The organism is Corallococcus sp. AB011P (assembly GCF_003611605.1).
Classification (GTDB): domain Bacteria; phylum Myxococcota; class Myxococcia; order Myxococcales; family Myxococcaceae; genus Corallococcus; species Corallococcus coralloides.
The window spans coordinates 487,907-512,790 of the sequence record NZ_RAVX01000005.1; the positions used below are offsets into that span (position 1 = coordinate 487,907).

A 24,884-nucleotide genomic window follows, 5' to 3' on the forward strand; every position below is an offset into this window, starting at 1 on the left:
GGCGGGCTTCACTTCTCGATGATGCCCAGCACGTCCTCTTCGCGGAGGATCAGGTGATCCTCGCCGTCCAGCTTGATCTCCGTGCCCGCGTACTTGGAGAAGAGGATGGTGTCGCCGGCCTTGATGTCCATGGCGCGCACCTTGCCGTCCTCCAGCACCTTGCCGTTGCCGACGGCGATCACCTTGCCCTCGAGCGGCTTCTCCTTCGCCGTGTCGGGGATGAAGAGGCCGCCCTTGGTCTTGTTCTCCTCGGCGACGCGCTTGATGATGAGCCGATCCTGCAGGGGACGAATCTTCATGGCTTGCTCCTGTGAATCGCGGCGGCCGGAGGCGGACGGAAGGTCCGGACCGGGATGCCGCAGGGGTGATTGAAAAGGTCCTGTGGGCCCCGGCGTTGGCACTCGCACCCGCTGAGTGCTAACGCCCAGGCGCGGCGGATAATAACCAGGGACTTCACCTCGTCAAGCGACGTCGGGGCATCTGTCTGGATGCCGCTAAACTCCCGTCCTGATTGGGCTTTTCCGAAAAAGATTCCCGCTTGTCACACCTGCCCGCAAGGCCGTGCCGGGTGTCCGGACGTTGGCACTCGCCCCGGATGAGTGCCAGCGTAAGTGCCTGATAAGACTTGGGTCCGTTTTGCTAACGCCGTGCGACATGGCTAGGCTTGTCGGAAGCGTGTCCTGGTAGGTCCGGGCGCCGGCCCGGGGGCCTTCCAGGCTTCAAACCGGGAGGTGTGCTCGATGAGCGGACTGGTGACGTCCTCTTCCTCGCTGAAGGAGTTCTTCCGGGAGCTCCTGCTGGAGGTCGCGGCCCGGCAGCGGGTGGCGCTGGGCGAGTCCACCGAGTTCTATCTGGTGAACCTGCTGGCGGAGTTCGCGGCCACGGACAAGCTGTTCAGCCGTGACGCGGAGGGCCGGCGGGACCACGAACCGCTGGCGGAGCTGTACCACCGCGCGCTGCAGCAGGAGCGTGAGGAGCGCATCCGCACGCTGCGGCGGCTGGGCGACGTGTCGCTCTACAAGGTCGGCTTCTTCTCCGGCGCGCTGCAGCAGGGGATGGTGGGCCCGGACTACTACATCCAGATGGGCGGCGCGGCCTACGGACAGGTCGCGGAGCTGGTGCCCGCGGGCGGCTTCACCGGCGTGTACCGCGAGCTGTGCGACAAGTTCCGTTCGCTCGCGGAGGTGCTGGAGGAGATCAGCGCGCGGGGCCTGGTGAGCGCGGGGCCCGCGGGCGCGCTGCGCGTCTACGAGTCCTGGGTGCGCACGGGCAACGACAAGCTGGAGCGCGTGCTGGTGGACGCGGGGTGGATCCCGCGCAAGGGGCCGCTTGCCAACTGACGCTGGGGACTTCCCGCTCGTGGGGCGCCTCCAGGCCCACCTGGAGGCCATCTACGGCTTCCGGTGCGAGGCCCGCGCGGAGGCCTTCGTGGTGGTGGACGCGGAGGTCGCCGCGCTCCTGGGCGGCACCGGGCGCGCGCCGGAGGAGCTGCTGGTGCTGGAGGCCCGGGGCGGCCTGGAGGTGGCGCTCTACCTGGACCCGTCCCTGCGCGAGCGCATGGAACGCTACGCGGGCAGCCCCCTCGCTTCCGTGCTGGAGGGCGACCTGGACGGCTACTGCCAGGTGACCGAAGGCGTCAGCCACTTCCTCTACGTCGCGCACACGGCGCACTACGAGCGCACGGTGTCGCTCTTGGAGCTGGAGGCCCAGGCGGAGGTGGACAAGTTCGTCGTGTGCCTCATGCACCGCTGGGGTGAAGGCGTGGCCGGGTGGGCGCGGGAGCTGTTGGGGCGCCTCTTCGACCGCGTGGCCTACCAGCCCCTGCTGTCCGTGGAGGAGCGCTGGCGCTACGAGGAGGCGAACCGGCTGTCCCGGCGCTTCTGCGCGCGGCTCATGGGGCACGTCCTGAGCCGGCGGTTGGACCGGCTCCTCGGCGACCTGCGTTATGCCTACCGGCTGGGAGCGGAGGCCAAGCTGCGCCACTTCGCGCACGGTGGTTGAGGGCCCCGGCCGCCGCCTGCATCGGGTAGGGTGGAGGCATGCCGCGCGAGGCGTCCTCAGGAGGCATTGTCATCCGCTTCCAGGACGGGGCCTGGGAAGTCGCCGTCATCCGTCCGCACGGGCGTCACCTGTGGGCGCTGCCCAAGGGCCACGTGGATCCCGGCGAGACGCCGGAGCAGACCGCGCAGCGCGAGGTGCGGGAGGAGACGGGGCTCTCCGTGGCGCTGCTCGCGCCCCTGGGGGAGATCCGCTACGTCTACCAGTTCCGGGGACAGCGCATCTTCAAGCGCGTCCACTTCTTCCTCTTCCGCTACGAGGCGGGGGAGCTGGGGCCGCTGCCGGGGCCGCGCGTGGAGGTGGACGAGGTGCGCTGGATGCCGCTCGAGGGGCTGATTCCGGCGCTGGGTTACAAGGGTGAGAAGGCCGTCGCCGGCCGGGCGCTGCGGTGGATGCGCGCCCAGGGCCTGGCGCCCGGAGCTCCTCCCCCCGTGGAGGGGAAGGAGCCGGGGTAGGGCGGAACGCTACTTCTTGGCTTCTTCGCCCACGTACTTGCCGGACAGCGCCTCGCGCACGTCGCGGTCGAACTTCACGCGCTGGGTGGCGACCTCGCGCAGGGCGAGCACGGGCGGCTTGTTCTTCGAGGTCTCGATGATGGGCCGGGCGCCGGCCATCAGCTGGCGCGCGCGCTTGGCGCCCAGGAGCACCAGCGCGAACCGGTTGTCCACGTAGGGAAGGCAGTCTTCAACGGTAACGCGGGCCATGGAACATCCTTCTTGGCTCTGATTTGAAGCCGGTGGAAGCCTCTCAACCTAAAGAGCGGGTTCGGATCAGTCAAGGAAGGATGGCGGGCCGGAAGCTCCGCCGGGCGTCCAGCCGGGCACCGCCTCCCCGCCCGCCCTCCACCCTCCGCCGTGTGCTCGGCAGCCGACCCTCCCACACGCGAGGTGTTGGCTGCCGTACGCTCCATTCTCAACTTCCGGAATTTGAGAGCGAAGGCCTCAACGGATCAAAACGGGTGCGTTTTTACGCGTAGGGAATGGGACGCCAGGGTGGGTCCAAATCGCCCCGTCGCCGGCCGGTTTCCGGGGTGGCGGGTTCGCGGGAGGAGGTTCCTCATGAGCGCAGGAGCGTCGTCTGGCGCCGGCCGTGTCCGGTGGGTTGCGGAGGGTTGGCCGTGGTGAGTGGGCCGGTGCTCGTCACGGGGCCCACGGGCAACGTGGGGCGCGCGGTGGTGCGCGCGCTCCTGGCCGAAGGGGTGGCGGTGCGCGCGGCGGTGAAGTCGCCGGAGCACACGGTGTCGCTGCTCAAGGAGATGGACGGGGACGTGATGCCGATGCCGCTGGACTTCCTGCGGCCGGAGACGTTCCTCCCCGCGCTGGAGGGCGTGCGGGGCGTGTTCCTGATGCATCCGCCGGCCATCGCCCACACGGAAGGGACGCTCAACGCGTTCATCGACGCGGCCGCCACGCAGGGCGTGAAGCAGGTGGTGTTCCTGTCCATGGCGGGCGCGGAGACGCGCGCATGGGCGCCGCACCACGCGGTGGAGGCGCACCTGATGCGCTCCAACATCGGGTGGACGCTGCTGCGCCCGGCGTTCTTCGCGCAGAACCTGGGGGACGCGTACCGCGAGGACATCCGCCAGGACGGCCGGCTCTACATGCCCGCGGGCCACGGCAAGGTGGCCTTCGTGGACGTGCGCGACGTGGGCGAAGTGGCGGCGCGGGCGCTCCTGGACACGTCGCTGCGCAACCGCGCCTTCACGCTCACCGGCCTGGAGGCCGTGACGTTCGAGGAGGTCGCGTCCGTGCTGTCGGAGGTGCTGGGCCGGCCCATCCGTTACGTGCCCGCGTCGGTGCCCGGCTACGTGCGCCACCTGCACCAGCGCCGGCTGTCATGGGGCCAATTGGGCATGCAGACGCTGATGCACGTGGGGCTTCGCTTCGGGAAGGCGGAGCAGGTGGACCCCACGCTCACCAACCTGCTGGGCCGTCCCACGCGCACGGTGCGCCAGTACATCGAGGACCACGCGCCGCTCTGGCGCTGACGAGGCTCCGGCGTGCTCAGGCGTACCAGAGCGCCCACGCGATGAGCACGACCTGGAGTGGCAGCCGCGCCCAGAGCAGGGACCGGGGAATCTTCCGGAACTGCTCCGGGTGCTGGGCCATGTAGATGTTCGCGGGGAACACCGCCACGAACAGCGCGACGAGTCCCCAGGCCGCGAGCCGCGTGGTGGCGGGCACCAGCAGGAAGATGCCCAGCAGCACCTCCGCCACGCCGCTCAGCAGCACCAGCTCCCGGGGGCGGGGCAGGTACGGCGGCATGATGCGCATGTACATGCGGGGCTTGAGGAAGTGGTTCACCCCCGCGGCGACCATGAACAGCGCGAGCACGTACTGCAGGATGGTTTTCACGTCCATGGGCGGTGGGGGCTCCTCGCGCGGCATCGAACCCCGCGCGAGGCGCCTGAGTCCACGCCTACTTTCCGGCGAACGCCTCCGCGACGATGGCGCGCGCCTCCTGGACGATGGTGTCCAGGTGCGCCTGGTCGCGGAAGCTCTCCGCGTAGATTTTGTACACATCCTCCGTGCCGGACGGACGCGCGGCGAACCAGCCGTTCTCCGTCGTCACCTTGAGGCCGCCCAGGTCCGCGTTGTTGCCCGGCGCGCGCGTGAGGCGCTGGAGGATGGGCTCGCCCGCGAGCGTCGTGGCCTTCACCGCCTCCGGCGACAGCTTCTTCAGCGCGGCCTTCTGCGCGGACGTGGCCGGCTGGTCGATGCGCGTGTACAGCGGCGCGCCGAACTTCTTCGCCAGCTCCTGGTAGTGCTCGCCGGGGTCCTTGCCGGTGCGCGCCAGGATTTCCGCCGCGAGCAGGTCCAGGATGATGCCGTCCTTGTCCGTGGTCCACACGGTGCCGTCCTTGCGCAGGAAGGACGCGCCCGCGCTCTCCTCGCCGCCGAAGCCCAGCGAGCCGTCCAGCAGTCCGTCCACGAACCACTTGAAGCCCACCGGCACCTCCACCACGCGGCGGCCCAGGTCCTTGCCCACGCGGTCGATGAGGCTGCTGCTCACCAGCGTCTTGCCCACCGCCGCGTCCGCCTTCCAGCCCGGCCGGTTGCGGAAGAGGTAGTTGATGGCGACCGACAGGTAGTGGTTCGGGTTCATCAACCCCATGCTGCGGGTGACGATGCCGTGGCGGTCGGAGTCCGTGTCGTTGCCGAACGCGAGCGCGTACTGGTCCTTGAGCTTCACCAGGTTCGCCATCGCGTACGGCGACGAGCAGTCCATGCGGATCTTCCCGTCATGGTCCGCGGGCATGAAGCCGAAGGTGGGGTCCACGGTGGGGTTCACCACCGTGAGGTCCAGGCCGTACTTCTGTGCGAGCGGCGCCCAGTACTCCAGATTGGAGCCGCCCAGCGGATCCGCGCCCAGCTTCAGCTTCGCGCCCCGGATGACGTCCAGGTCCACCACGTTCGCCAGGTCCGCCACGTACGGGGTGATGAAGTCGTACGCCTTCACCGAGGCGCTCGCGCGAGCCCGCTCGTAGGGGACGCGCTGCACGCCCTTGTTGCCCGCGGCCATCAGTTCGTTGGCGCGCTTCTCCACCAGCGAGGTGACGTTCGTGTCGGCGGGGCCTCCGTTGGGCGGGTTGTACTTGATGCCGCCGTCCTCCGGCGGGTTGTGGGACGGGGTGATGACGATGCCGTCCGCGAGCCCGCTCGTGCGGCCCCGGTTGTACGTGAGGATGGCGTGGGAGATGACCGGCGTGGGCGTGGCGCCGTCCGTGTAGCGGACCTCCACGCCGTGGGCGGCCAGCACCTCCAGCGTGGTGCGCTGGGCGGGCTCGGAGAGGGCGTGCGTGTCCATGCCCAGGAAGAGCGGGCCGTCATGGCCCTGCTGCTTGCGGTACTCGCACAGGGCCTGCGCCACCGCGAGGATGTGCGCCTCGTTGAAGCTGCGGCGCGCGGCGCTCCCCCGGTGACCGGAGGTGCCGAAGGCCACGCGCTGCTCGGCCACGGACGCGTCGGGCGTGTCGTCGTAGTACTGCGCGCGCAGCTTCTCGGGGTTGATCAGCAGGTCGCGCGAAAGGGGCTTGCCAGCGGAAGGGTGGGCCATGACGGGGCAACCCTAGCCGCGCGCGCATTCAGAGGGGAGCCGAAGTCACAGGCCCTGTCGCGCGCCTCACCCGTCTTGACGCGCTCCGTCCAGTAGCGGGCGGGGCGCGGGCGGTCGGGACGGGGGCGCGTGTCCGGAAGCCGTCAGCGCGCCACGGCGACGGAGGCCGCGGGCGGGGCGGCCTCGGGCGCGGGGGGCTCGTCCTCCTGGGGCTGGGCGGCGTGCTCCGGCAGGAACATCAGCAGCACCAGCGCGGGGATGGCCGCCGCGGCGGTGAAGGCGAAGAACGTGGGCCAGCCCATCCACGTGGCCAGGAAGCCGGACATGGAGCCGATGAGCCGGTTGGCGATGGTGCCCAGCGCGGACAAGAGCGCGTACTGCGTGGCGCTGAAGCTCTTGTGGCACAGCGACATGATGAAGGCCGCGAACGCCGTCACGCCCAGGCCCGTGCACACGTTGTCCACCGCGATGGCGCCCGCGAGCATCAGGTCGTTCTTGCCCACCAGCGCCAGCGCCATGAAGGCCAGGTTGGTGAGGCCCTGCGCGGCGCCGAAGATGAACAGCGCGCGGCGCATGCTGAGCTTCACCATCAGCACGCCGCCCAGCAGGCCGCCGCTGATGGTGGCCACCATGCCCAGCGTCTTGCTGAGCGTGCCAATCTCCGTGTTGGAGAACCCCAGCTCGATGTAGAAGGGCGTCACCATGCTGGCGGCGATGCCATCCCCCAGCTTGTAGAGCACCAGGAACGCCAGCACCCCCAGCGCGTACTTGCGGCGGAAGTAGTCCACGAAGGGCCGCACGACGGCATCCGCCAGGTTGCGCGGAGGCCGCACGCTCTGGGGCTCCGGGGCCAGCAGCGTGGCCACCACGCCCACGCCCATGAGCAGGCCCATCACGTAGTACGTCTGGGACCAGCCCAGGTGATCCGACAGGATGAACGCGAGCCCGCCCGCCACGAGCATGCCCAGCCGGTAGCCGGTGACGTACATCGAGTTGCCCAGCCCGCGCTCCTCCATGGGGAGGATGTCCGTGCGCCACGCGTCCGCGACGATATCCTGGCTGGCGGACAGGAACGTCACCACCACCGCCATGCACGCCATGGCCAGCGGGGCGTCCTTCGGGTTCACCAGGCCCATGGCGGCGATGGCGCCCATGAGCAGCACCTGCGTGAGCAGCATCCAGCCGCGCCGCCGGCCCAGGAAGGGCAGGGTGTAGCGGTCCATCAGCGGCGCCCACAGCACCTTGAAGGTGTAGGGCAGCGCCACCAGGCTGAAGATGCCAATCGTCTTGAGATTGACCCCCTCGTTCTTCATCCACGCGGACAGCGTGACGCCGGTCAGCCACAGGGGGAGGCCGGACGCGAAGCCGACGGCGATCAGGAGCCAGATACGCCGGCTCTTCAAGACGGTGAGAAGCGAGGAGTTGGGCATGGGGGCGCGGGAAACCGCCGCCAGCATAGAGAATCCACCCCGCGCGTCACCTTCCAACGGCCAGGGACTGTCCGCCCGGCTGCTGTCCGGCCCTGAGCCCGGGCGGCCTCTTCAGGGCTTCGGGTCCAGCGCGGACACGTCCGGACAGGTGCGGCGGTCGCCCTCGGTGGGGGTGATGAAGTCCCAGTTGCGCTGCATGAACGTGATTCGCGTCCGGGTGTCCCAGCACTCCGTGTACTGCGCGCCCTTCGCGTCCCCGTCCAGGATGTTGAGCACCAGCACGCCCCGGCCATCCGGCGTCCAGCGCGCCAGGATGTCCAGCGTCTCCAGGAGCCCGCCGGGAATCAGGTCCGTGCTCGGCAACCGGAACGCCATCTCCCCCAGGCCCTCGGGCGTCTGACGCGACGCATAGCGGGTGTTGGGAGTCGTGGCGCCCGCGCCGGTGAAGAGCAGCTCCACGCGCGTGGGCAGCGCCTTCGTCTGGTAGTCGATGTCCAGCCGGTCCACGGTGTTCGCGTCCCCCGTGTCCATGCCGTGCGCGCGGGCCGCCTTGAGGTCCAGCGCGAGCGTACCGGTCCCCTTGCGGATGCCGCCGTCCGCCTTGAAGGTGCCGGGCAGGTAGGTCCACCACGCGTCCTCGCCACCGCCCCGGGGGCGGAATTGGAGGAGGTACTCGAAGGAGGCGTCCTGGCGCTCCATCACGAAGCGCAGCTCGTGGCCCGGGTGATCGTCGGAGGGGAAGGGGCCCCAGATGCGCCGGTCGGTTTCGCGCGTGGTGGGCGGGGCGTTTCGGAACAGCTCCAGCAGGGCGAGCAGGCTGTCCACGCTGGTGTTGAACCGCGTGCCCTCTTGGTAGGCCTGGAGGGCGAGCTCCGACGTGCCGCCCAGCACCAGCGACGCGCTCAGCCGCTGATTGCGCGTGCCCAGGCCCTGGCCGGAGCGGGCGCTGTCCGGCAGCTTCGCGGCCAGGTCCTCGCGCTGGGGCAGGGCGTTCTGGAACTCCAGGTCGTCGTTGGAGAAGTCGCCGCCGCACGCGACCGCGAGGAGGCAGCAGAGGGCCAGGGCTGGGGTTCGCATCACGTGCTCCCTCATGGCTCGTACGTGAGGAGCGCGGCCAGCTCCCAGAACCCCAGGGAGCGCTGCGCGTCGACGGTGTATTGGAGGTACTGCAGGCGGCTGCGCGCGGTGAGGTTCAACTTCCGCGTGAGCTGGAAGCGCGCGCCCGTCGCCAGGCCCGGCGACACCATGGCGAAGCGTTGATCCGGGAACGCCGTGTCGTCGAACTTGCGGCCCATGATGAGGTACGCGACGCGCACGCCCACGAAGGGAGCGAAGCGGCCCACGGGCCACTCTGCGGTGAGGCTGGTGCCCACGTTCACCACGGAGTAGCGGTACGCCGGGCCCGCCAGCGTGGGCAGTGACAGCACGCCATTCGTGCCGCCCACCGCCGCGTCGAAGCCCCAGACCCAGTCGCGGCGGAAGTAGTCGTGCAGCTCGGCCTCCGCGCCGAAGAGGGGCACGGAGAGGAAGAGGGACTGGCGCGTCTGGGCGTCGAAGAAGGATTGGAAGCCGCCGGTGAGGCCGAAAGTCCACCACGCGCCCTTGTCCAGCATCGCCCCCTTCACGGGGTCGTCGGAGAAGGGCGCGTCCTTGAAGCGCGGCTCCTGCAGGATGGTCGTGCGTCCGCGAGCGACCTCCACCTCGCCGATGCGCAGCCGGTCGCTGAGCCGGCGCTTCACGCGGTAGGTGCCGGGGGCCAGGGCCACGCGGCGCTCGGTATCCGCGGCCTTGTCCAGCTCCGCGACCACGAGGCCGCCCGGATCCACGAAGTAGTAGGAGCCCGCGGGGGCGTTGCCGGGGACGACCAGGCCTTCGGCGCTCGCGCGCAGGTCGGTGAGGACCAGGTCGCCGTTGCCCGCGAGGTCGTAGCTGAACGTGGGGTGCTGGGGGCCCGCGCTGCTGTCGGCCGTGTCCGCGACCGTGCGGGCGTAGGCGTGTGAATACGCCTCGAAGAGCGTCACGCGTCCGTCGCCACTGCGGTCCGCGTCTCCCAGGAGGCCGCTGGCCAGGTGATGGGAGAAGTAGCTGCCGCCCAGCGTATCCGACTCCTGCGAGTCCTCGTCCGCGGCGCTGGAGGTGAGGATGACGACACCCCGGGCATCGCGTGCCGCGCCGGACTCCACGTCGAAGGCCGGGGCCTTGCGAGCCCCCTTGGTGCGGGTGAGCGCACCGGAGCGGCAGGAGTCGAGGATGGCGATGCGGATGTCCACGGGCGCGTCCGCCAGCCGGCGCTTGAGCGCATCGAAGGCGAGCCGCGAATCACCCAGCCGCAGCGCGCCATCCTTCGCGTGACCGGAGTAGTAGACGAACAGCGCGGTGCGCTCGCCGCGAGCCTGGGCCGCGCGGGCCCGTTGCTCCAGCTCCGACAGCGCGCCGAGGAAGTCCTTCGCGTCGTCATCCAGGAGGAGCTTCGCGTCGGCCGGAGACACGCCGCCCAGCCGCGTGAGCAGGTCGTGCATCTTGCGCGCATCGTCGCGCGCGTAGCTCAAGGGCCGCGTGTCCGCGCCGCCCGTGTCATTGCCCGCGATGAGCGCGAAGCGGTGCAGTGTGTCCGCCTGCGCGGTGCTGGAGGCCAGGACCAGCGCGGGAATCGACGCCCGCATCGCCGCGGCCCACGAACGCCCGAGCCCTGACGCGCGAGCAGGCACTGTGCACGCCGACGAGGCGCTCCACGGCGCACGCCACGCCCCTGGAGCGAGGAGTCGCGTGAACGCGGCCCGTACCCAGGCCGCAACGGGAGCGAGCACCTGTTTCACAGGGCCGTCGCTCATGGCTTCAGCAAGATCCACTGCGTCTGCGCACCCGCCACGTCCAGCGGGGCCATGCGTGTGACATCTCGGCCCGCGGCGACGAAGGCCTTCCGGGCCGCGTCACTCAGTGCGTCCATGGACACGGGCGCGTCCGTCAGCACCAGCACCACGCGCTCCGCACCCGCGCCGGTGAACTCCACGCTCTCCGGCAGCCAGCGCTGCCCCGCGCTCGGCTCTACCGAGAGGCTGTCCCCGGACTCCGGATACAGCGGCGTCACCTCGCCCTGCGCATCCACCGACAGCGCCGCCACGTAGCGGTACGCGTCCGCCGTGTAGCCCAGCCGCACGCGCTCACCGGGTTGCAACGCCTCCGGCGCCTCCGTGCTCGCCACCCGCTGCGGCTCCGCGCCTCCACCGATTCGCAGCTCCGCGCCCGCGCCGCCCTTGATGCGGTTGCCCGTGACGGGCGGTTGGATGGGATCCGTCCTCCCGCCGGTCTCCAGCAGCGGACGCGCCAGCACCAGCACCACCACGGACGCCGCCACCGCCATCAGCGGCCGGACCCACTGCGAGCGCGTCGCCTGCTCTTTCGAGGCCTGCCTCGCGCGGGCCCGCTCCACGCCGGCCTCGAAGCTTTCGAAGGGCACCTCCGCCTCGAACGCGGCCTGCGCGTCCGCGAAGGACCTCAGCGCCGCGCCACACGCCTCGCACGCCTTCGCATGCGCCTGGACGCGTTGGGCCTCCGGGGCGGGCAGTTCGCCGGCGTGCAGGCGGCGCAATGTCCAACTCGACTCGTGCGCGCTCATCGGACGCTCAGCTCCTCTCCACCCAGCTCCGCGAAGTGCTCCAGCCGCTTGCGCACCGTGGGCACCGAACGCCCCAGCACCGCGGCCACCTCTTCCAGCGTCATCCCGTCCACGTGGTAGTGGATCGCCGCAGCCTGCGTCTCCGCGTCCACCCGGGCCAATAGCTTGCGCACCAGGTCGCGCGTCTCCATCTCCTCCGCGCCGCCATGGCCCTCCGAGCGGGCCGCCTCGTCCCTCGCGAACCACTTCCGCCACGCCGCCCCTTCCGAGCGCAGCTGGTTGAGGCAGTGGTGCGTGGCGATCTTCATCAGCCACGTCAGCGGAGATGCCTCCGCCCGGAACGACTCCCCGTGCACGAGCGCTCGGGCGAAGACGTCATGCATCGCGTCCTCCGCCCGGCTTGCGTCCTTCAGCAGGTAGCGGCAGCGCTCACGCACGCTGCCGCCATACTTCACATACAAATCGCGCAGGACGGCCCGCCGGTCCTCGTTGGGACGGGGAGGCACCACCTTCAGGGCCAGCGGGGTCGGTCCGGTCACGCGCGGCGCAAGCCTACCGCGACCCGGCTCACAGCGACGAGTACACCGCCGCCGTGAACTCGCCGCAGGCCTCTGCTTCCTCGCCGTAGCCCAGGCGCGGCATGAAACTGACGCGGAAGTAGGTGCTGAGGAAGTTCTTGTCCCAGCACTCGTTCAGCGTGGCCGCGTCTTCCAGGTTGCCCCCCGTCACCCGGATGTCCGAGCGGCCGGCCCCCGTCGCTGTCCAGCGGCTCTTGATGGACAGCTTCTCCATCATGACGGGCAGCGCCTCACCCGCGGCGATGTCATCGAACGTCGCGAACTCGAACTCGCCGCCCGCCGTCGCGGACGCCTTGTAGTGGTACGTCCCGTCCACGCGCTTGTTGGGGTCCTTGTCGTCACGCACCTGGTGGAAGTCCGCGTCCACCGTGGCCTCCGCGGAGGCGCTCGGGCGCGAGTAGCGGATCTCCACCGTGCCCACGTTGTCGTCGGCATCCGGCAGGGTGTGCGCCGCGTCCCAGTCGATGAACAGCTCGCCGGAGCCGTAGCCCTTCACGCGCTCGCCGTCCGCGTCCACCGCCACCTGCTGCGTGCCGGACAGCACCGCGCGGAAGGCGCTGTCCTCCTCGCCCTTCGCCTTACCCTCCAGCACCCAGGAGAACGACGCCTCCCCCGACTTCGTCACCGTCAGCCGCCACGTGGTGGGGCTCAGCGCGTCCGTGCTCGGGCCCCACACCGCCTTGTTCTCCTCCAACGTCGTCGGCGGATACTTGGAGATCTGCTCGATGAGGTTGAGCACCCACAGCGTGCCGCCGTTCACCGCCACCGTGGCGTTCACCGTCGCCTGGTAGTACTCCGCCTTCTGTCCCTGTCCGTACTGCGCGGAGGGGCCGGCCGCCGTCAGGCCCTGGCCGTTCGCCTTCGGCGCCTTCACTTGCGTCATCTCCTTGGAGGGCAGGCCGTCACGGAACGTGTCCGCGTCATTGCTCTGGGCGTCGTTGCAGCCCACGAACAGCAGGGAGGCACACAGCAAGCTCTTGCGCAGCATGGTCGGGCGTCCTTTCAGGGCCCGTCTTGTGCGGGCCGTGCGGCAGTGAATTCGCCCCTATGGACACAGGCCGGCCGCAAAATAGAAAAAGCGCTCGCTAGGAGTGGAAAAGCACAGTGAAACCAGGAGCTTGGCGTCTGGCTGCCTGCTCTCCGGGCGCCCGCGGCCGCCTGCCTGACGGTTGAAATGGGGCATCCCTACCTTTCGCCCATGGAAAAACGACACCCGAACCATCCCGGGGAGATGGGTACGGACGCCACGCTGGCCGAGCGGGAGCGTGCGCCGGACGAGATCAACGCCCGCGCCAGAGCCGTCGGTCTACTGCATGAGGCCGGGGTGCCGTTCGTAGTGGGTGGGGCGTATGCCTACGCCACCTATACCGGCATCTACCGCGACACGAAGGACCTGGACCTGTTCCCGCGCAAGCAGGACGCCATCCGCGCCCTGGACGTGCTGGAGAAGGATGGTTGGCGCACGGAACGGCCGGACGAGGTCTGGCTCTACAAGGCGTACAAGGGTGACTACTTCGTCGACTTCATCTTCTCCTCCGGCAACGGCGTGGCGACGGTGGACGACGAGTGGTTCACCAACGCCAGGAAGGCCACCATCTTCGGCTACGAGTGCCTCATCGCGCCGGCCGAGGAGATGATCTGGTCCAAGGCCTTCGTCACCGAGCGCGAGCGCTATGACGGCGCGGACATCAACCACCTCATCCTCAAGGCGGGGCGGGAGATGGACTGGGACCGCATCCTCCGGCGCTTCGACCGCTACTGGGAGGTGCTGCTCAGCCACCTGATGATGTTCCGCTTCGCGTATCCCAGCGAGCGCGACATCGTGCCCAACTACGTGATGACGGAGTTGATGAGCCGCACGCTCCAGACGGTGCGCGACGGCAGCTGGGACGAGAAGCTGTGCCGGGGCAACCTGGTGTCCAAGGTGAACTATCACGTGGACATCCACCACTGGGGCTTTGGGGACGGCAGGGCGTGGGACGAACAGGACAGACCCGAGGAGGGAGCCCGTGGCGCGAGATCCGAGCTCGAAGATTCGACTGGCAGCGGTCGGTGACCTGCACTGCCGGGAGGACCAGCACGGGCGCTTCCGTCAGCTCGTCAAACAGGTGAACGCCTCGGCGGACCTGCTGCTCTTGTGCGGGGATTTGACGGATCGCGGGATGATTGAAGAGGGCAAGGTCCTGGCCGAGGAGCTCTCGGCCTTGCGCGTCCCGTGCGCCGCGGTGCTGGGCAATCACGACTACGAGCACGGGCAGGTGAAGGACATCTGCACGGAGCTCTCCAAGGTCGGCGTGCACATCCTCGATGGTGACCACTTCATCTTCGAGAAGGTGCTGGGCGTCGCGGGGGTGAAGGGCTTCGGAGGCGGCTTCGGCAACGCGACGTTGCAGGCGTTCGGCGAAGGACAGACGAAGTCCTTCGTGCAGGAGGCCGTCACCGAGTCGCTCAAGCTGGAGGCCGCGCTCAGTCACCTGGACACGCCCAAGAAGGTTGTGATCATGCACTACGCCCCCATCCCGGAGACGCTGGAGGGGGAGAACATCGAGATTCGTCCCTTCCTGGGGACGAGCCGTCTGTCGATGCCCATCGACCATTACGGCGCGGCCTACGTCTTCCACGGCCACGCGCACCACGGCGCGCTCGAGGGCAAGACGAAGAGCGGCATCCCGGTGTTCAACGTCGCCATGCCGCTGCTCACCAAGTTCACACCCGAGCAGCGCTTCGCCTTGATGGAGGTGTAGCGCCGCCTCAGGGTGCGGGAGTTCCGCCGTCCGAAGCTTCGGGCGGCGCCTCCTGGAGGTCCGAGGCGCGCGTGGGCAGGTCCGCCACCGCGCCCATGGACACCTCCACCAGGTCCGGCCCGGAGCCCCGTGCGTAGAGCCGGTCCTCCGTGTCTGGCACGGCGTCGCCCAGCCACAGCCGCGCCAGTTCGCGCCCGTCCGCGTCGCGCAGCACGACGCCCCGGGACGTGTCGCTGATGCCGTAGCGCTCCCAGCGCTTCACCTTCGCTTCGCCGAACGCGGCGGCCTTCAGCGCCTCCAGCCGGCCCAGGAGCTTCACCACGCGGAAGCGCAGGGCGCGGCCACCGCCGGGACCCTCCACCTGCCATGCGTCGCTGTTGCCCGCGCCGCGCGTCACCACCACGGGGGCGGCCTTGCCTCCGGGGAGGAACTCCATGCGCCGCACGTCGTCGCGCGGGAAGGACAGCACACGCCGGTCCTTCAACTCCTGCACACCCACGTCCAGCGTCGTCAGCGCGCGGGCTTCTACCTCCGCCAGCGTGGACCGCGAACCCTGTTCCCGCAGTGCATGAACGACGGTCGCGCCGTCGCGAGTCACCTGCGCCAGCCTGACGCGGATGGGCTCACCGGAGGCAGGCACGAAGCGCACGTCCACGACGGGCGTGTCCAGGCCCAGTGCCTTCCGGTTTGCGGCGGTGTCCTGCGGGAAGGACAGGGCCTGATGGGCCTCGAACGCCTTGAGCAGGTCCGTCAGCCGGCTGACGTTCGCGCGGGTGGGCTCCGGCTTCTCCATCCGCCACGACTTGCCGTCCGCTTCGCGCGTCAGCACGTACGCGTGGTCCTTCGCTTTGACTTCGATGGACTGGAGCGACGCGAGGTCCAGCGGCCCCAGGAACTCCTTGGCGCGCAGCTCGAACGGGCCCTTGTCCAGCGAGTACCGCACGGCCCCGTCGGCCGCGTACACGGTCGCGTCGCCTTCACGGCGCACGTAGACGGAGCCATCGAACGGGTTCTCATCTCCACCGGCCAGCGTCACGGTGCGCTGGCGGGATGGATTCTCCGCGCCTTCACCGTGGGCATCCGGCAGGAAGGCCCGCGCCGTCACGGTGAACGTCGGAGACGTGAGTCCATACTTCTTCAGGTCCGCGTCCGTCGGCGTGGCATTCACGGTGGCCTTGAACTTCGCCGAGGTGAGCTGCTGCACCAGGGCCTCCACCGCGTATGGATCCGCCTTCGCCTCCACGGGAGACACAAGCCGCCAGCCCTCCGGCGTCCGCTCCAGCTCCGTGGTGGCGCCGCGCGCCTTCACCGTCAGGTGCGTGAAGACGGGCGCCGGATCCGGAGCCGCGCCACGGGTTGGCTCGGCGGGCTCCGTCGCGAAGAGCTTCGGCGGAGCGGGGGGCTTCTCCGCGTCGCGCGAACACCCCACGGTCAAGAGCCCCAGCATCACGATGGTGGAAGTCCTCACCGGTTCCTCCGCGACAACCAGACCGCGAGTCCCACGCCCAGCAGCGACAGGGGCAGCAGGTCGGTGGATACGAAGCGCAGGGTCCGCATCTGGTCCTCACCGAGCTCCAGGGTGGACGTCTCACGGTCGGGAGGACGCAGGGTGACCTTCTCCGCCTGATGGGACGCCCAGCCCAGGGCGTTCATCACCAGGTTGCGGTTGGCCTCGTAGCCCCAGTTCGGATCCAGCAGCAGCTCCGAATCGCCCACGGCCACCAGCCGCGCCTCGTCGTAGCGCTTGTGCTCCGCCGCGCGCGTGTCCCGGGAGGCGGCGGCCACCAGCGTGAGCTGCCCCATCTTCTCGCCGCTGGACGGGGTGGTGTCCTCCAGGGGCCGCGACTCCACCCACGCATAGGGGGAGCTCAGCAGCACGGGCTCCACCGTCACGCCGGGCAGCAGGAAGCCCTCGCGGACGAGCGTGAAGCTGCGCGGCGTGGGCAGCTGGATGTTGAAGCCGCGCTCCTGCAACGGACGCGTGATGGGGTGCTTGCCGTAGAAGTTCGACACGAGGACGAACGGGTTGCCCGAGTTGAACTGCGGGTCCGCCGCCACGCCTTCGTCCACCTGCACGCCGTAGTCCGCGAGGAACAGGCCCAGCCCGTCCTCCGTGTTCGCGTCGGTGAAGTAGAGCAGCCGGCCGCCTTCGCCCAGGTAGGTGCGCAGCGCCGCGACCTCCGGTGCCGTGTATGCCTGCTTCGCCCCAGCGATGATCAACAGGCCCGCGTCGCGAGGCACCTCCTTCCGGCCCAGGAGGTTGAGCGGTTCGGGGCGGTAGCCCTCGCGCAGCAGCTGGCGCCGCAGCTCCGTCAGCCCTTCACCGGAGGCCTCCAGCGACCACTCGCCGTGTCCTTCAAGGACGTAGACCTTCTGCGCGCCCGTCGCGCTCAGCTGGAGCAGGGCGTTGGTCAGCTCCTGTTCGGCGGGGACGGGCAGGGTGGTGTGGGGCGCGGCATCGCCCTCGCCGCGGGAGACGATGACCAGCGTCTGCCCGTCCTTGAGCTGGTACTTCGCGGCCAGGGTCGGCTCGCGGCGCGGATCCACGAAGACGTAGTCGAAGGACTCCGGTGCCGCCTCGTGGTAGCGCCGGAACAGCTCCTCCAGCTCGCCATAGGACGGATGCGTGGGCGGGATGAGCGCCAGCGCGTGGGCCTTCTCCTTCAACCCCGCCAGCGTCTGCACCGTCTGCGGCGCGAGCGAGAAGATGCGCTCCTGCGTCAAATCCCAGCGCCGGTTCTTGCGGAACGCGAGCACGTTGAGCGCCACCAGCACGCCCAGCACCACCAGCGTGGTGAGCACGGAGGACGCGAGGAACCGCCCCGTGCGGCGGGTGCCCGAGCGCCCCAGCTCCTGCCGGTGCGTGACGACGTAGGCCGCGAGCATCGCCGCGCCCAGCACCGCCTTGCCCGCGGCGAGCGCCACGCTGCCGGAGGTGAGGAACAGCGTGAAGGGGCTGGACGCGAGCAGCAGCAGGCCAAAGGCCCCCAGCACCCGGGTGACGTGGGTCGCTCTCATGTTCATGCGTAGCGCTGCGCTTCCACCGCGCGGTGGGTGAGCAGCAGTGAGAACAGGATGACGGACGCGAAGAACACCAGCGCCTGCACCTCCAGGACGCCCTGGATCATCCCGTGCAACTGCGTGTCGAAGGACAGATAGGACAGGAACGAGCGCAGCGGCTCCGCGGTGGACTGGGCCACGCTGCGCAGGAGCATCCACGGCAGCAGCACGGTGAAGGTGAGGAACGCGGCCATCATCTGGCTCTCCGTCAGCGCGGAGATGAACAGCCCCACCGCCATGCACGTCGCGCCCCACAGCAGCACCGCGCCGTAGCCCAGCAGCACCGTGGGCCACTCCAGCGCGGAGCCTGACGGGCCCGTGCCCACCACCGACAGCAGCACCGGGAACACCAGCGTCAGCCCCAGCGTGACGAAGATGAGGCCCAGGCCGCCCAGGTACTTGCCCAGCACGATGTCCACCGGACGCACCGGCGTCGTGAGCAGCAGCGCGAACGTCTTCTGGCGCTTCTCCTCCGCGAACAGCCGCATGGACAGGAAGGGCGCGACGAAGAGCGTGAGGATCAACACCACGCCCCACAGCTGCACCACCACGCCGTCCGTGAGGTTGCGGTAGACGATGGAGTCCGGCGGCAGCTTGCTCCAGCCGTGCTCGCGCGCCAGGGCCTGCACCTGCTGGAACTGCTCCAGCAGGCTGACGAAGAAGAACGACGAGAGCGCCGCCATCGCCGTGAACACGGCGTAGGCCCACGGGGTGGTGAAGGCGACGGCCAGCTCCTTGCGGGCAATGGCCAGGGCGGTGCGCATGCGCTTGAGGGTCCTGTTCAGGCGGCGGTCAGCTTGATGAAGACTTCTTCCAACGACGCGTGCTCGGCCTGGCCATGGGCCTTCGCCAACTGGTCGATGGCGTCATGGGCCACCACGCGGCCCTGGTGGAGGATGAGCACCTTCTCGCACGTCACCGTGACCTCCGGGAGGATGTGCGTGGACAACAGCACCGTGTGCCTGCCCTTGAGGCTCCGGATCAACGCGCGCAGGTCCGCGCGCTGCGCGGGGTCCAGGCCTTCGGTGGGCTCATCCAGGATGAGCACCGGCGGCGAACCGATGAGCGCCTGCGCGATGCCCACGCGCTGCTGGTAGCCCTTGGACAGGTTCTGGAGCACGCGGCCCATCACGTCGTCCACGCCCGTGAGCCCCGCCACCCGCGCCACCTCCGCCTTCACCGCGCGGCCGGGCACCTGCTTGAGCGCCGCGACGAACGCCAGGTAACCGTGCACCGTCAGCTCCGGGTACAGCGGCGGTGTCTCCGGCAGGTAGCCGATGCGCCGTTTGACCTCCATGGGGTGCGTGGACACGTCGAAGCCCGCCACCTTCGCGCTGCCCTCGGAGGGGGGCAGGAAGCCGGTGAGGATCTTCATCGTGGTGGACTTGCCCGCGCCGTTGGGGCCGAGGAAGCCCAAGAGCTCGCCCTCACCGACCGTGAAGGACAGGTCCTCGATGGCCACGCGATCGCGGTAGCGCCGGGTGAGGTTGCGCACCTCGATGATGGGCTTCTCGGTGATTGGCATGCGCGGGGGCGAACTCTACACTGCCCTGGAAGCGAGGCGTGGATGCCAATCGTGGTGCAGAAGTACGGCGGCTCATCGGTCGCTGACGCGGAGAAGCTCGGCAAGGTCGCGCGGCGCGTGAAGCAGAAGCGGGACGCCGGCTATCAGGTGGTCGTGGTCGTGAGCGCCATGGGCGACACCACGGATGACCTGCTGTCGCTGGCCAAGAGCGTGTCCCAGGACCCGCCCCGGCGCGAACTGGACATGCTCCTCACCTGCGGCGAGCGCATCTCCATGGCGCTCCTGTCCATGGCGCTCCAGGAGCAGGGCGTGCCGGCCATCAGCTTCACCGGCAGCCAGAGCGGCATCATCACCAACGACGCGCACGCCCAGGCGCGCATCGTGGAGGTGCGGCCCTACCGCATCCAGGACGAGCTGGCGCACGGCAAGGTCGTCATCGTCGCGGGCTACCAGGGCGTCTCCTACAAGAAGGAGGTGACGACGCTGGGGCGCGGCGGCTCCGATACGACCGCTGTCGCGCTGGCGGCGGCGCTGGACGCGGAAGCGTGTGAAATCTACTCCGACGTGGACGGCGTCTTCAGCGCGGATCCACGCGTGGTGCCGGACGCGCGCAAGCTGGAGTCCTTGAGCTACGACGAGATGCAGGAGCTGGCGAGCGCCGGCGCCAAGGTGCTCAACGCCCAGGCCGTGGAGTGGGCGAAGGCGCGCGGCATCACCATCCTCGCGCGCACCGCGCACGGGCAGGGGACCGGCACCAGCGTGCAGGAACTCGCCGTGCCCACCGACAGCCGCGTGAAGGGCGTGACGGCGGACGCGGAGATGGCCGTGCTCGTCGCCCACGCCAGCGTGCCCCTCCAGGAGCTGCTGGAGTTCCTGGACGCGCGCGCCGTCCGAGGCCGCACGCTCGCCCATGACGGACTGCCGGGGGCGCCGGGGCGCACGTACCTCGCGGTGCCGCTCGCGGACATCCACGGTCCGGAGGCGCTCCAGCGCGAGCTGGCCACGCGCTTTGGCGCGGGCGTGGACTGGCAGGACGGCTGGGGCACGGTCACCTGTGTGGGCGTGGGCCTCAACGCGGACTGGGTGCCGCTGCGCAAGGCCCTCTCCGCCGCGGAAGCCCTGTCCGCCCGGGTTCATGCGGTGAGCACCTCGCCACTTCAGGTGACCCTCCTGGTGGACAAGACGCATCTGAAGACCCTCACGGCCCGGTTGCACCGCGAACTGCTCGGTAGCTGACACGCTCCGAGCCCCCGCAACCTCCATTGATCCGAGGACTTGCGGGCTGTCCCTGGGGACGAGTCGACATCCTCTGTCGAACTTCCTTTCCCAATGGGGGCAGGGCGCTTCCCTCTGAGAAGTCGATGCCTACCCTCCTCCTCTGAATACCTTGGAGGGTCGGGCATGGCTCAAGGGCGTCGCTGGATGGGACTGGGGGTGGTGCTGGCGCTCCTGGTGACCGGGGCCTCGGGGTGCAAGGACTCCGGTCCGGCACCCGGCACGCCTCCCCCTGGCGACCGCCATGATGATCCGCCGCTGAGCAACGACGACGCGGGCGTCATCGGTCCGGACGGCGGCATCGTCGTTCCCGAATATGACGCGGGCACGCCGGAAGAGGAGCCGGACGCGGGCACGCTGCCTGACGGTGGCAGCGCGCTGCCCGAGCGCGACCCGGACGCCGTCCACAAGGAGAACCAGAGGAAGGGCACCAACGGCTGGCGCATCGACAAGAACGCCAACAGCCGGGAGATTGAAGGCTACCCCCTCAAGGCCACCCTGACGCAGGGCGAGTCGCTGCGCGTGGCGGTGTCCCTGTCCGAGGAGCGCAAGTTCAGCTGGTTCGTCTACCGCCTGGGCTACTACGGCGGCGTGGGTGCCCGCGAGGTCGCGCGCGGCGGCCCGGTGCAGGGCACGCGGCAGGCGGACTGTCCGGCGGATCCGACGACGGGCGTCATCGCCTGTTCCTGGTCCCCCACGCTGGAGATCCCCATCGGCGAGGACTGGGTGCGCGGCGTGTACGTGGTGAAGCTCGTGAGAGACGATCGGCCGTCGCGCTACGTGCCCTTCTTCGTGCGGGACGCCAACCCGCGCGCGGAGGTCGCGGTGCTCATGCCCACCTCGAACTGGGCGGCGTACAACACCTGGGGCGGCACCAGCCTCTACGATGATCAGAAGGGCGTGATGAAGGCGCACGGCGTCTCGCGCGCCTTCCAGTCCTCCTACGACCGGCCCTACTACCGGGGCCAGGGCTCGGGGCACCTGATGCTGGACGACCTGAGCCTGGTGACGTGGCTGGAGTCGCAGGACCTGGACGTGGGCTACTTCACCGACGAGGACATGGACGAAAGCTACGACTTCCTGCGTGGCGCGAAGGTGTTCCTGATGTCCGGCCACGACGAGTACTGGTCGTCCAAGCAGCGCGACCATGCGGACCGCGCGCTGTCGGAGGGGCGGTCCATCATCAACCTGGGCGCGAACAACGCGTACTGGCAGGTGCGGATGGAGCCCTCCGCGGACGGCCGCCCGCGCCGTGTTGTCACCTGCTACAAGGGCGCGCCCCAGGATCCGTACAAGGACCAGCGCAGGACGGTGAAGTTCCGCGACCTGCCCGCACCCCGTCCGGAGAACGCGCTGCTGGGCGTGCAGTTCGCCGCGCGCTGGCACCAGTGGCCCTTCCCGACCGTCATCACCAACCCTGAGCACTGGGCCTTCAACGGCACGGGCTTCAAGGCCGGTGACACTCTGTGGATGGCGAACGGCTACGAGGTGGATCAGCTGGTGTCCAATGGCCGCCAGCCCGCCGGCGTGGAGGTGCTCGCGGAGTCCCCCTCGCTGTCGCTCCAGGGCGGCTTCGGCTTCGCGCACATGGTGGTGCGCAAGCAGGGGGACGCGTACGTCTTCTCCTCGGGCGGCATCGACTTCGTGCACAAGCTGGCCGGGGTGGCGGACCGCGTGGCGGATCCGCGCGCGGGCCGCATCGTGGCCAACGTGCTCTACAAGGCGCTGGGCCGGAAGCTGCCGGGCGACCTGGTGAAGTTCCAGCCCCCGGCGGCGCCAACGCCCATGGGGCCGTTCGCCGCCTCCGTGACGACGGTGGCGGGACAGCCCGGCAAGCGCTGCCACGCGGGCGCGAAGGTGGGGCCTGACGAACTGGGTGCGCCGCTCGCCGTCGCCGTGCTGCCGGATGGCGGCTGGGCGGCGGCGGACTCGCTGGGCAACACGGTGAAGCGCGTGTCTCCGGACGGGAAGATCCGCACGGTGCTCACCGGCCTCAACGGCCCCATGGGCATCGCCTCGGACGCGCTGGGCAACCTCTACGTGTCCGACACCGAGAACGCGGTCATCCGTCGCATCTCCCCGGAGGGCAAGGCGGAGGTGTTCGCGGGCACCACGTGGGGCTATCAGGATGGCCCCGCGCTGTCGGCGGCCTTCAACCAGCCCGCGGGCCTGTCGTTCACGCCGGACGGCACGGCGCTGCTCGTGGCGGACTTGAACAACAGCGTCATCCGCCGCATCGACATGGTGACGCCCGGCAACCCGGTGACGACGCTCCAGGGCGACTGGCTCTACCGTCCCTCCGCGGTGGTCCAGACGGTGGACGGCACCACCTACGTCGTGGAGAGCGGCATGGCGCGCGTGGTGCGCGTGCGCGACGGCGTCACCACCGTGGTGGCGGGCTCCACGCCCGGCTTCCGCGACGGGGATCCGAAGGAGGGCCAGATGCTGCCGTACCTGGGCCTGGCGCTGCTGCTGGACGGCTCGCTCGCCATCTCCGACCCCGGCAACTACCGCGTGCGCCGGCTGACCTTCAACGCGTCCGGCGAGCCGGAGAAGCTGACCACGCTCGCGGGCAGTGGCCGCTATGGCGCGGACGACGGCACGGGCAGGGAGGCCCAGCTGGTGCTGCCCGCCGGGCTCGCGGTGGGGCCGGATGGCACCCTCTACGTGGCGGACGCGGGCAACTCGCTGGTGCGCGCCATCCAGCGCTGATCACCGGCCCGGGTTGCGCATGCCACCCATGGGCGGCGGCGCGTCCATCTCCTGCCGCGTGCGCCGCCGGTCCGGGGTGTCGCGCGGCAGCTCCACGAAGGTGCACATCTCGCAGAGGCGGCTGTAGATGCGCTCACCCACGCGCTCGCGAAGAAGCTCCGCGTCCTTCATGGCGGAGCGGGCGTCGTCCGTGGTGCGGTAGCCCGAAGGCGCGCTGCTCCGCGCGCCCTTGCGCTCCGGCTCCAGCGAGTAGTTCGTGGCGAAGAGCGTCGTGCGCCCCGCGTTGTAGCGCCGGGCGATCAGCTCATCGAGCGTCTCCATCTCGAAGGGACTGCCGCGCCCCTTGCCCAGCTCGTCGATGGCGAGCACCTCCACCTCCGACAGGGGCCCGATGATCTCCCCGCCGCTCTTGCCGTCCTGGAAGCCGCGCCGGATGGTCGCGTAGAGGAGGGAGATTTCGACGTAGCGGGACTTCACGCCCAGCTCCAGCACCAGGTGCCCGAGCGTCGCGGCGAGGAGGTGCGTCTTGCCCGTGCCCACCGGCCCGCTCAGCACGAAGCCCTTGTTCGTTGCGCCCTTCACGTACTGATTGGCGAAGTGCATCGCCACGCCGCGGCCGCGGTCCTGCGACTCGTTGAAGGGCCGGTAGTTGTCGAACGACGCGTGCGCCATGACGCCCGGCATCTGCACGTCGTTGTAGAGCGCCACGCGCGTGCGCCGGAGCGTGCACACGCACGGCTCCAGGACGTCATACGTCCGGGGGCCCACCTTGGCGCTGAAGGTGCCTTCCTTCTGCACCAGCCTGTGCCCGCGTCCACCGCACATCGGGCAGTCCGCCGAGCACGGACACACCCGCGCGGTCGCGAGCTCTCCGCGCCGCTCGATGAGGTACGTCCGCCCGCCGCACTGCCCACACGCCTCGCCGTTCGCCTTGGCAGCCATCGCGCCCAGCCATAACACCGTCCCCCCTGGCCGTCAGCCTGCTGAACCTTCGTTCAGGCGTGCGGAAGGGGGACAACCCTTCAGGTTTCCTTCATGTCCAGCCGCCGTCTGACGGCCGCCTGGAGCCGGAAGCGCCGGGACACACGCCGCGCGCGGGCCGTCATCAGCTGTTGTTCACCGGTGCGCGCATCTCGCCACACCGTGCGTCGCTCCGCGAAGGGCAGGGCGCGCAGCAGCACCAGCAGCGCCCACGCCTCCTGTTGATCCATGGCCGCGGGCTCGCGCGGCACGCACGCGAGCACCGTGTCCAGCAGCCGGTGCACCCGCGGCGCCATCGCGGCTTCGCGCTCCGTCAGCGCCCGCAGCGCCGCGCACAACCGCGCGTGCCGCACCTCTTCCCACGAACGGGCAGGGCGCTTCTTCGAGGAGGCCGGAGGGGCCTCTTCTCCCTGGCCCGCGGACAGGTCGCGGTACTTGCGGATCTCCGTCTCCACCTGACGCCGGCACGCGCGCAGCGAACGCAGCACCGGCTCTCCGGGTCGCGCGTCCCACAGCGCCTTCTCCGCCGAACGCGAGATGCCACGCGCCACGACCTCGAAGGGCACTCCCTCCCGCGCCCACGCGATGACGAGCTCGGTGTCCAGCGCGGACAACATCAGGCCCGCGCCGCGCACCGCGAGGAAGTAGTCCTGCACCAGCTCCTCGAAGCTGGCGCTCTCCGGCAGAAGACTCATGATCCGACAACCACCCCAGGCAGGACGGCCAGACGAACAGCCGCCAGCTTCCCATACCTGTTGGGGCCTTCCGTGCAACCTTCCTGTCGCTGTCTGGAGCGGCGTTGGCGCACAGCGAAATTGAAGTTTTCCCGCTTGCTATCCAACGGACCGG

Annotated in this window: 24 protein-coding genes; 8 read left to right on the forward strand and 16 right to left on the reverse strand. The window is 69.8% G+C overall.

Annotated features, from left to right (window positions below; genetic code table 11):
- Positions 1–8: 8 nt before the first annotated feature.
- Positions 9–299: a co-chaperone GroES gene (groES, locus tag D7X30_RS17810; protein WP_014395362.1), complete on the reverse strand. Its 291-nt coding sequence runs from the start codon at positions 297–299 to the stop codon at positions 9–11.
- Positions 300–740: 441 nt separating this feature from the next.
- Between groES and D7X30_RS17815 the strand changes: the two genes are divergently transcribed.
- The 3 genes from D7X30_RS17815 to D7X30_RS17825 are packed head-to-tail and all read left to right on the forward strand — an operon-like array spanning position 741 to position 2,513.
- A complete protein-coding gene (locus D7X30_RS17815; RefSeq protein WP_120564120.1) occupies positions 741–1,340 on the forward strand; it encodes a hypothetical protein in 600 nt (199 codons plus the stop codon).
- Entirely contained in the window at positions 1,330–2,001 is a 672-nt protein-coding gene (locus tag D7X30_RS17820; RefSeq protein WP_120564121.1) for a hypothetical protein, read from the forward strand. Before D7X30_RS17815 ends, D7X30_RS17820 begins: the two co-directional genes overlap by 11 nt.
- Positions 2,002–2,039: 38 nt before the next feature.
- A complete protein-coding gene (locus D7X30_RS17825; protein ID WP_120564122.1) occupies positions 2,040–2,513 on the forward strand; it encodes an NUDIX hydrolase in 474 nt (157 codons plus the stop codon).
- Between the two features lie 9 nt (positions 2,514–2,522).
- Here D7X30_RS17825 and rpoZ read toward each other — a convergent pair whose 3' ends face one another.
- On the reverse strand, positions 2,523–2,762 hold the full coding sequence (gene rpoZ / locus D7X30_RS17830; RefSeq protein WP_014395366.1) for a DNA-directed RNA polymerase subunit omega: 240 nt from the start codon (positions 2,760–2,762) through the stop codon (positions 2,523–2,525).
- A 413-nt stretch (positions 2,763–3,175) separates the two neighbouring features.
- On the opposite strand from rpoZ, the gene D7X30_RS17835 reads away from it, so the two are divergent.
- The gene (locus tag D7X30_RS17835) at positions 3,176–4,045 is read left to right on the forward strand and encodes an SDR family oxidoreductase (protein ID WP_199724371.1); all 870 of its coding nucleotides are present in this window, start codon (positions 3,176–3,178) and stop codon (positions 4,043–4,045) included.
- 16 nt (positions 4,046–4,061) lie between these two features.
- On the opposite strand, the gene D7X30_RS17840 is transcribed toward D7X30_RS17835, so the two are convergent.
- From D7X30_RS17840 to D7X30_RS17875, 8 genes are all read right to left on the reverse strand, one after another.
- Positions 4,062–4,418: a DoxX family protein gene (locus D7X30_RS17840; RefSeq protein ID WP_120564123.1), complete on the reverse strand. Its 357-nt coding sequence runs from the start codon at positions 4,416–4,418 to the stop codon at positions 4,062–4,064.
- 58 nt (positions 4,419–4,476) lie between these two features.
- Positions 4,477–6,114, reverse strand: a complete 1,638-nt coding sequence (pgm, locus tag D7X30_RS17845; RefSeq protein WP_120564124.1) for a phosphoglucomutase (alpha-D-glucose-1,6-bisphosphate-dependent) — start codon at positions 6,112–6,114, stop codon at positions 4,477–4,479.
- A 143-nt stretch (positions 6,115–6,257) separates the two neighbouring features.
- Entirely contained in the window at positions 6,258–7,544 is a 1,287-nt protein-coding gene (locus D7X30_RS17850) for an AmpG family muropeptide MFS transporter (RefSeq protein ID WP_120564199.1), read from the reverse strand.
- Positions 7,545–7,655: 111 nt separating this feature from the next.
- On the reverse strand, positions 7,656–8,621 hold the full coding sequence (locus tag D7X30_RS17855) for a hypothetical protein (protein WP_120564125.1): 966 nt from the start codon (positions 8,619–8,621) through the stop codon (positions 7,656–7,658).
- A gap of 11 nt (positions 8,622–8,632) precedes the next feature.
- On the reverse strand, positions 8,633–10,207 hold the full coding sequence (locus D7X30_RS17860; protein WP_120564126.1) for a caspase family protein: 1,575 nt from the start codon (positions 10,205–10,207) through the stop codon (positions 8,633–8,635).
- A gap of 164 nt (positions 10,208–10,371) precedes the next feature.
- Entirely contained in the window at positions 10,372–11,160 is a 789-nt protein-coding gene (locus tag D7X30_RS17865) for a DUF4384 domain-containing protein (RefSeq protein WP_120564127.1), read from the reverse strand.
- The gene (locus D7X30_RS17870; RefSeq protein ID WP_233591625.1) at positions 11,157–11,699 is read right to left on the reverse strand and encodes an RNA polymerase sigma factor; all 543 of its coding nucleotides are present in this window, start codon (positions 11,697–11,699) and stop codon (positions 11,157–11,159) included. The genes D7X30_RS17865 and D7X30_RS17870 overlap by 4 nt, the downstream gene beginning before the upstream one ends.
- A 28-nt stretch (positions 11,700–11,727) precedes the next feature.
- The gene (locus tag D7X30_RS17875) at positions 11,728–12,726 is read right to left on the reverse strand and encodes a hypothetical protein (protein WP_120564128.1); all 999 of its coding nucleotides are present in this window, start codon (positions 12,724–12,726) and stop codon (positions 11,728–11,730) included.
- Positions 12,727–12,969: 243 nt separating this feature from the next.
- On the opposite strand from D7X30_RS17875, the gene D7X30_RS17880 reads away from it, so the two are divergent.
- Entirely contained in the window at positions 12,970–13,794 is an 825-nt protein-coding gene (locus D7X30_RS17880; RefSeq protein WP_120564129.1) for a nucleotidyltransferase, read from the forward strand.
- Positions 13,778–14,482, forward strand: a complete 705-nt coding sequence (locus D7X30_RS17885) for a metallophosphoesterase (RefSeq protein WP_120564201.1) — start codon at positions 13,778–13,780, stop codon at positions 14,480–14,482. Before D7X30_RS17880 ends, D7X30_RS17885 begins: the two co-directional genes overlap by 17 nt.
- 7 nt (positions 14,483–14,489) lie before the next feature.
- Here the strand turns inward: D7X30_RS17885 and D7X30_RS17890 are convergent, their stop codons facing one another.
- The 4 genes from D7X30_RS17890 to D7X30_RS17905 are packed head-to-tail and all read right to left on the reverse strand — an operon-like array spanning position 14,490 to position 19,067.
- Positions 14,490–15,950: a DUF4340 domain-containing protein gene (locus D7X30_RS17890; RefSeq protein ID WP_120564130.1), complete on the reverse strand. Its 1,461-nt coding sequence runs from the start codon at positions 15,948–15,950 to the stop codon at positions 14,490–14,492.
- The gene (locus tag D7X30_RS17895; protein WP_120564202.1) at positions 15,947–17,500 is read right to left on the reverse strand and encodes a GldG family protein; all 1,554 of its coding nucleotides are present in this window, start codon (positions 17,498–17,500) and stop codon (positions 15,947–15,949) included. The genes D7X30_RS17890 and D7X30_RS17895 overlap by 4 nt, the downstream gene beginning before the upstream one ends.
- A 2-nt stretch (positions 17,501–17,502) precedes the next feature.
- A complete protein-coding gene (locus D7X30_RS17900; RefSeq protein WP_120564131.1) occupies positions 17,503–18,306 on the reverse strand; it encodes an ABC transporter permease in 804 nt (267 codons plus the stop codon).
- 17 nt (positions 18,307–18,323) lie between these two features.
- Positions 18,324–19,067, reverse strand: coding sequence for an ABC transporter ATP-binding protein (locus tag D7X30_RS17905; protein WP_199724373.1), 744 nt, complete (start codon positions 19,065–19,067; stop codon positions 18,324–18,326).
- Between the two features lie 42 nt (positions 19,068–19,109).
- On the opposite strand from D7X30_RS17905, the gene D7X30_RS17910 reads away from it, so the two are divergent.
- The gene (locus tag D7X30_RS17910; RefSeq protein WP_120564132.1) at positions 19,110–20,303 is read left to right on the forward strand and encodes an aspartate kinase; all 1,194 of its coding nucleotides are present in this window, start codon (positions 19,110–19,112) and stop codon (positions 20,301–20,303) included.
- Positions 20,304–20,468: 165 nt separating this feature from the next.
- Positions 20,469–23,054, forward strand: a complete 2,586-nt coding sequence (locus tag D7X30_RS17915; protein WP_120564133.1) for a N,N-dimethylformamidase beta subunit family domain-containing protein — start codon at positions 20,469–20,471, stop codon at positions 23,052–23,054.
- Here D7X30_RS17915 and D7X30_RS17920 read toward each other — a convergent pair whose 3' ends face one another.
- Complete coding sequence (locus D7X30_RS17920) at positions 23,055–23,996, reverse strand: ATP-binding protein (protein ID WP_120564134.1); 942 nt, start codon at positions 23,994–23,996, stop codon at positions 23,055–23,057.
- A gap of 80 nt (positions 23,997–24,076) precedes the next feature.
- Positions 24,077–24,730 carry a hypothetical protein gene (locus tag D7X30_RS17925; RefSeq protein WP_120564135.1) on the reverse strand — a complete coding sequence of 218 codons (654 nt, stop codon included), beginning with the start codon at positions 24,728–24,730 and terminating at the stop codon, positions 24,077–24,079.
- Between the last annotated feature and the right edge of the window lie 154 nt (positions 24,731–24,884).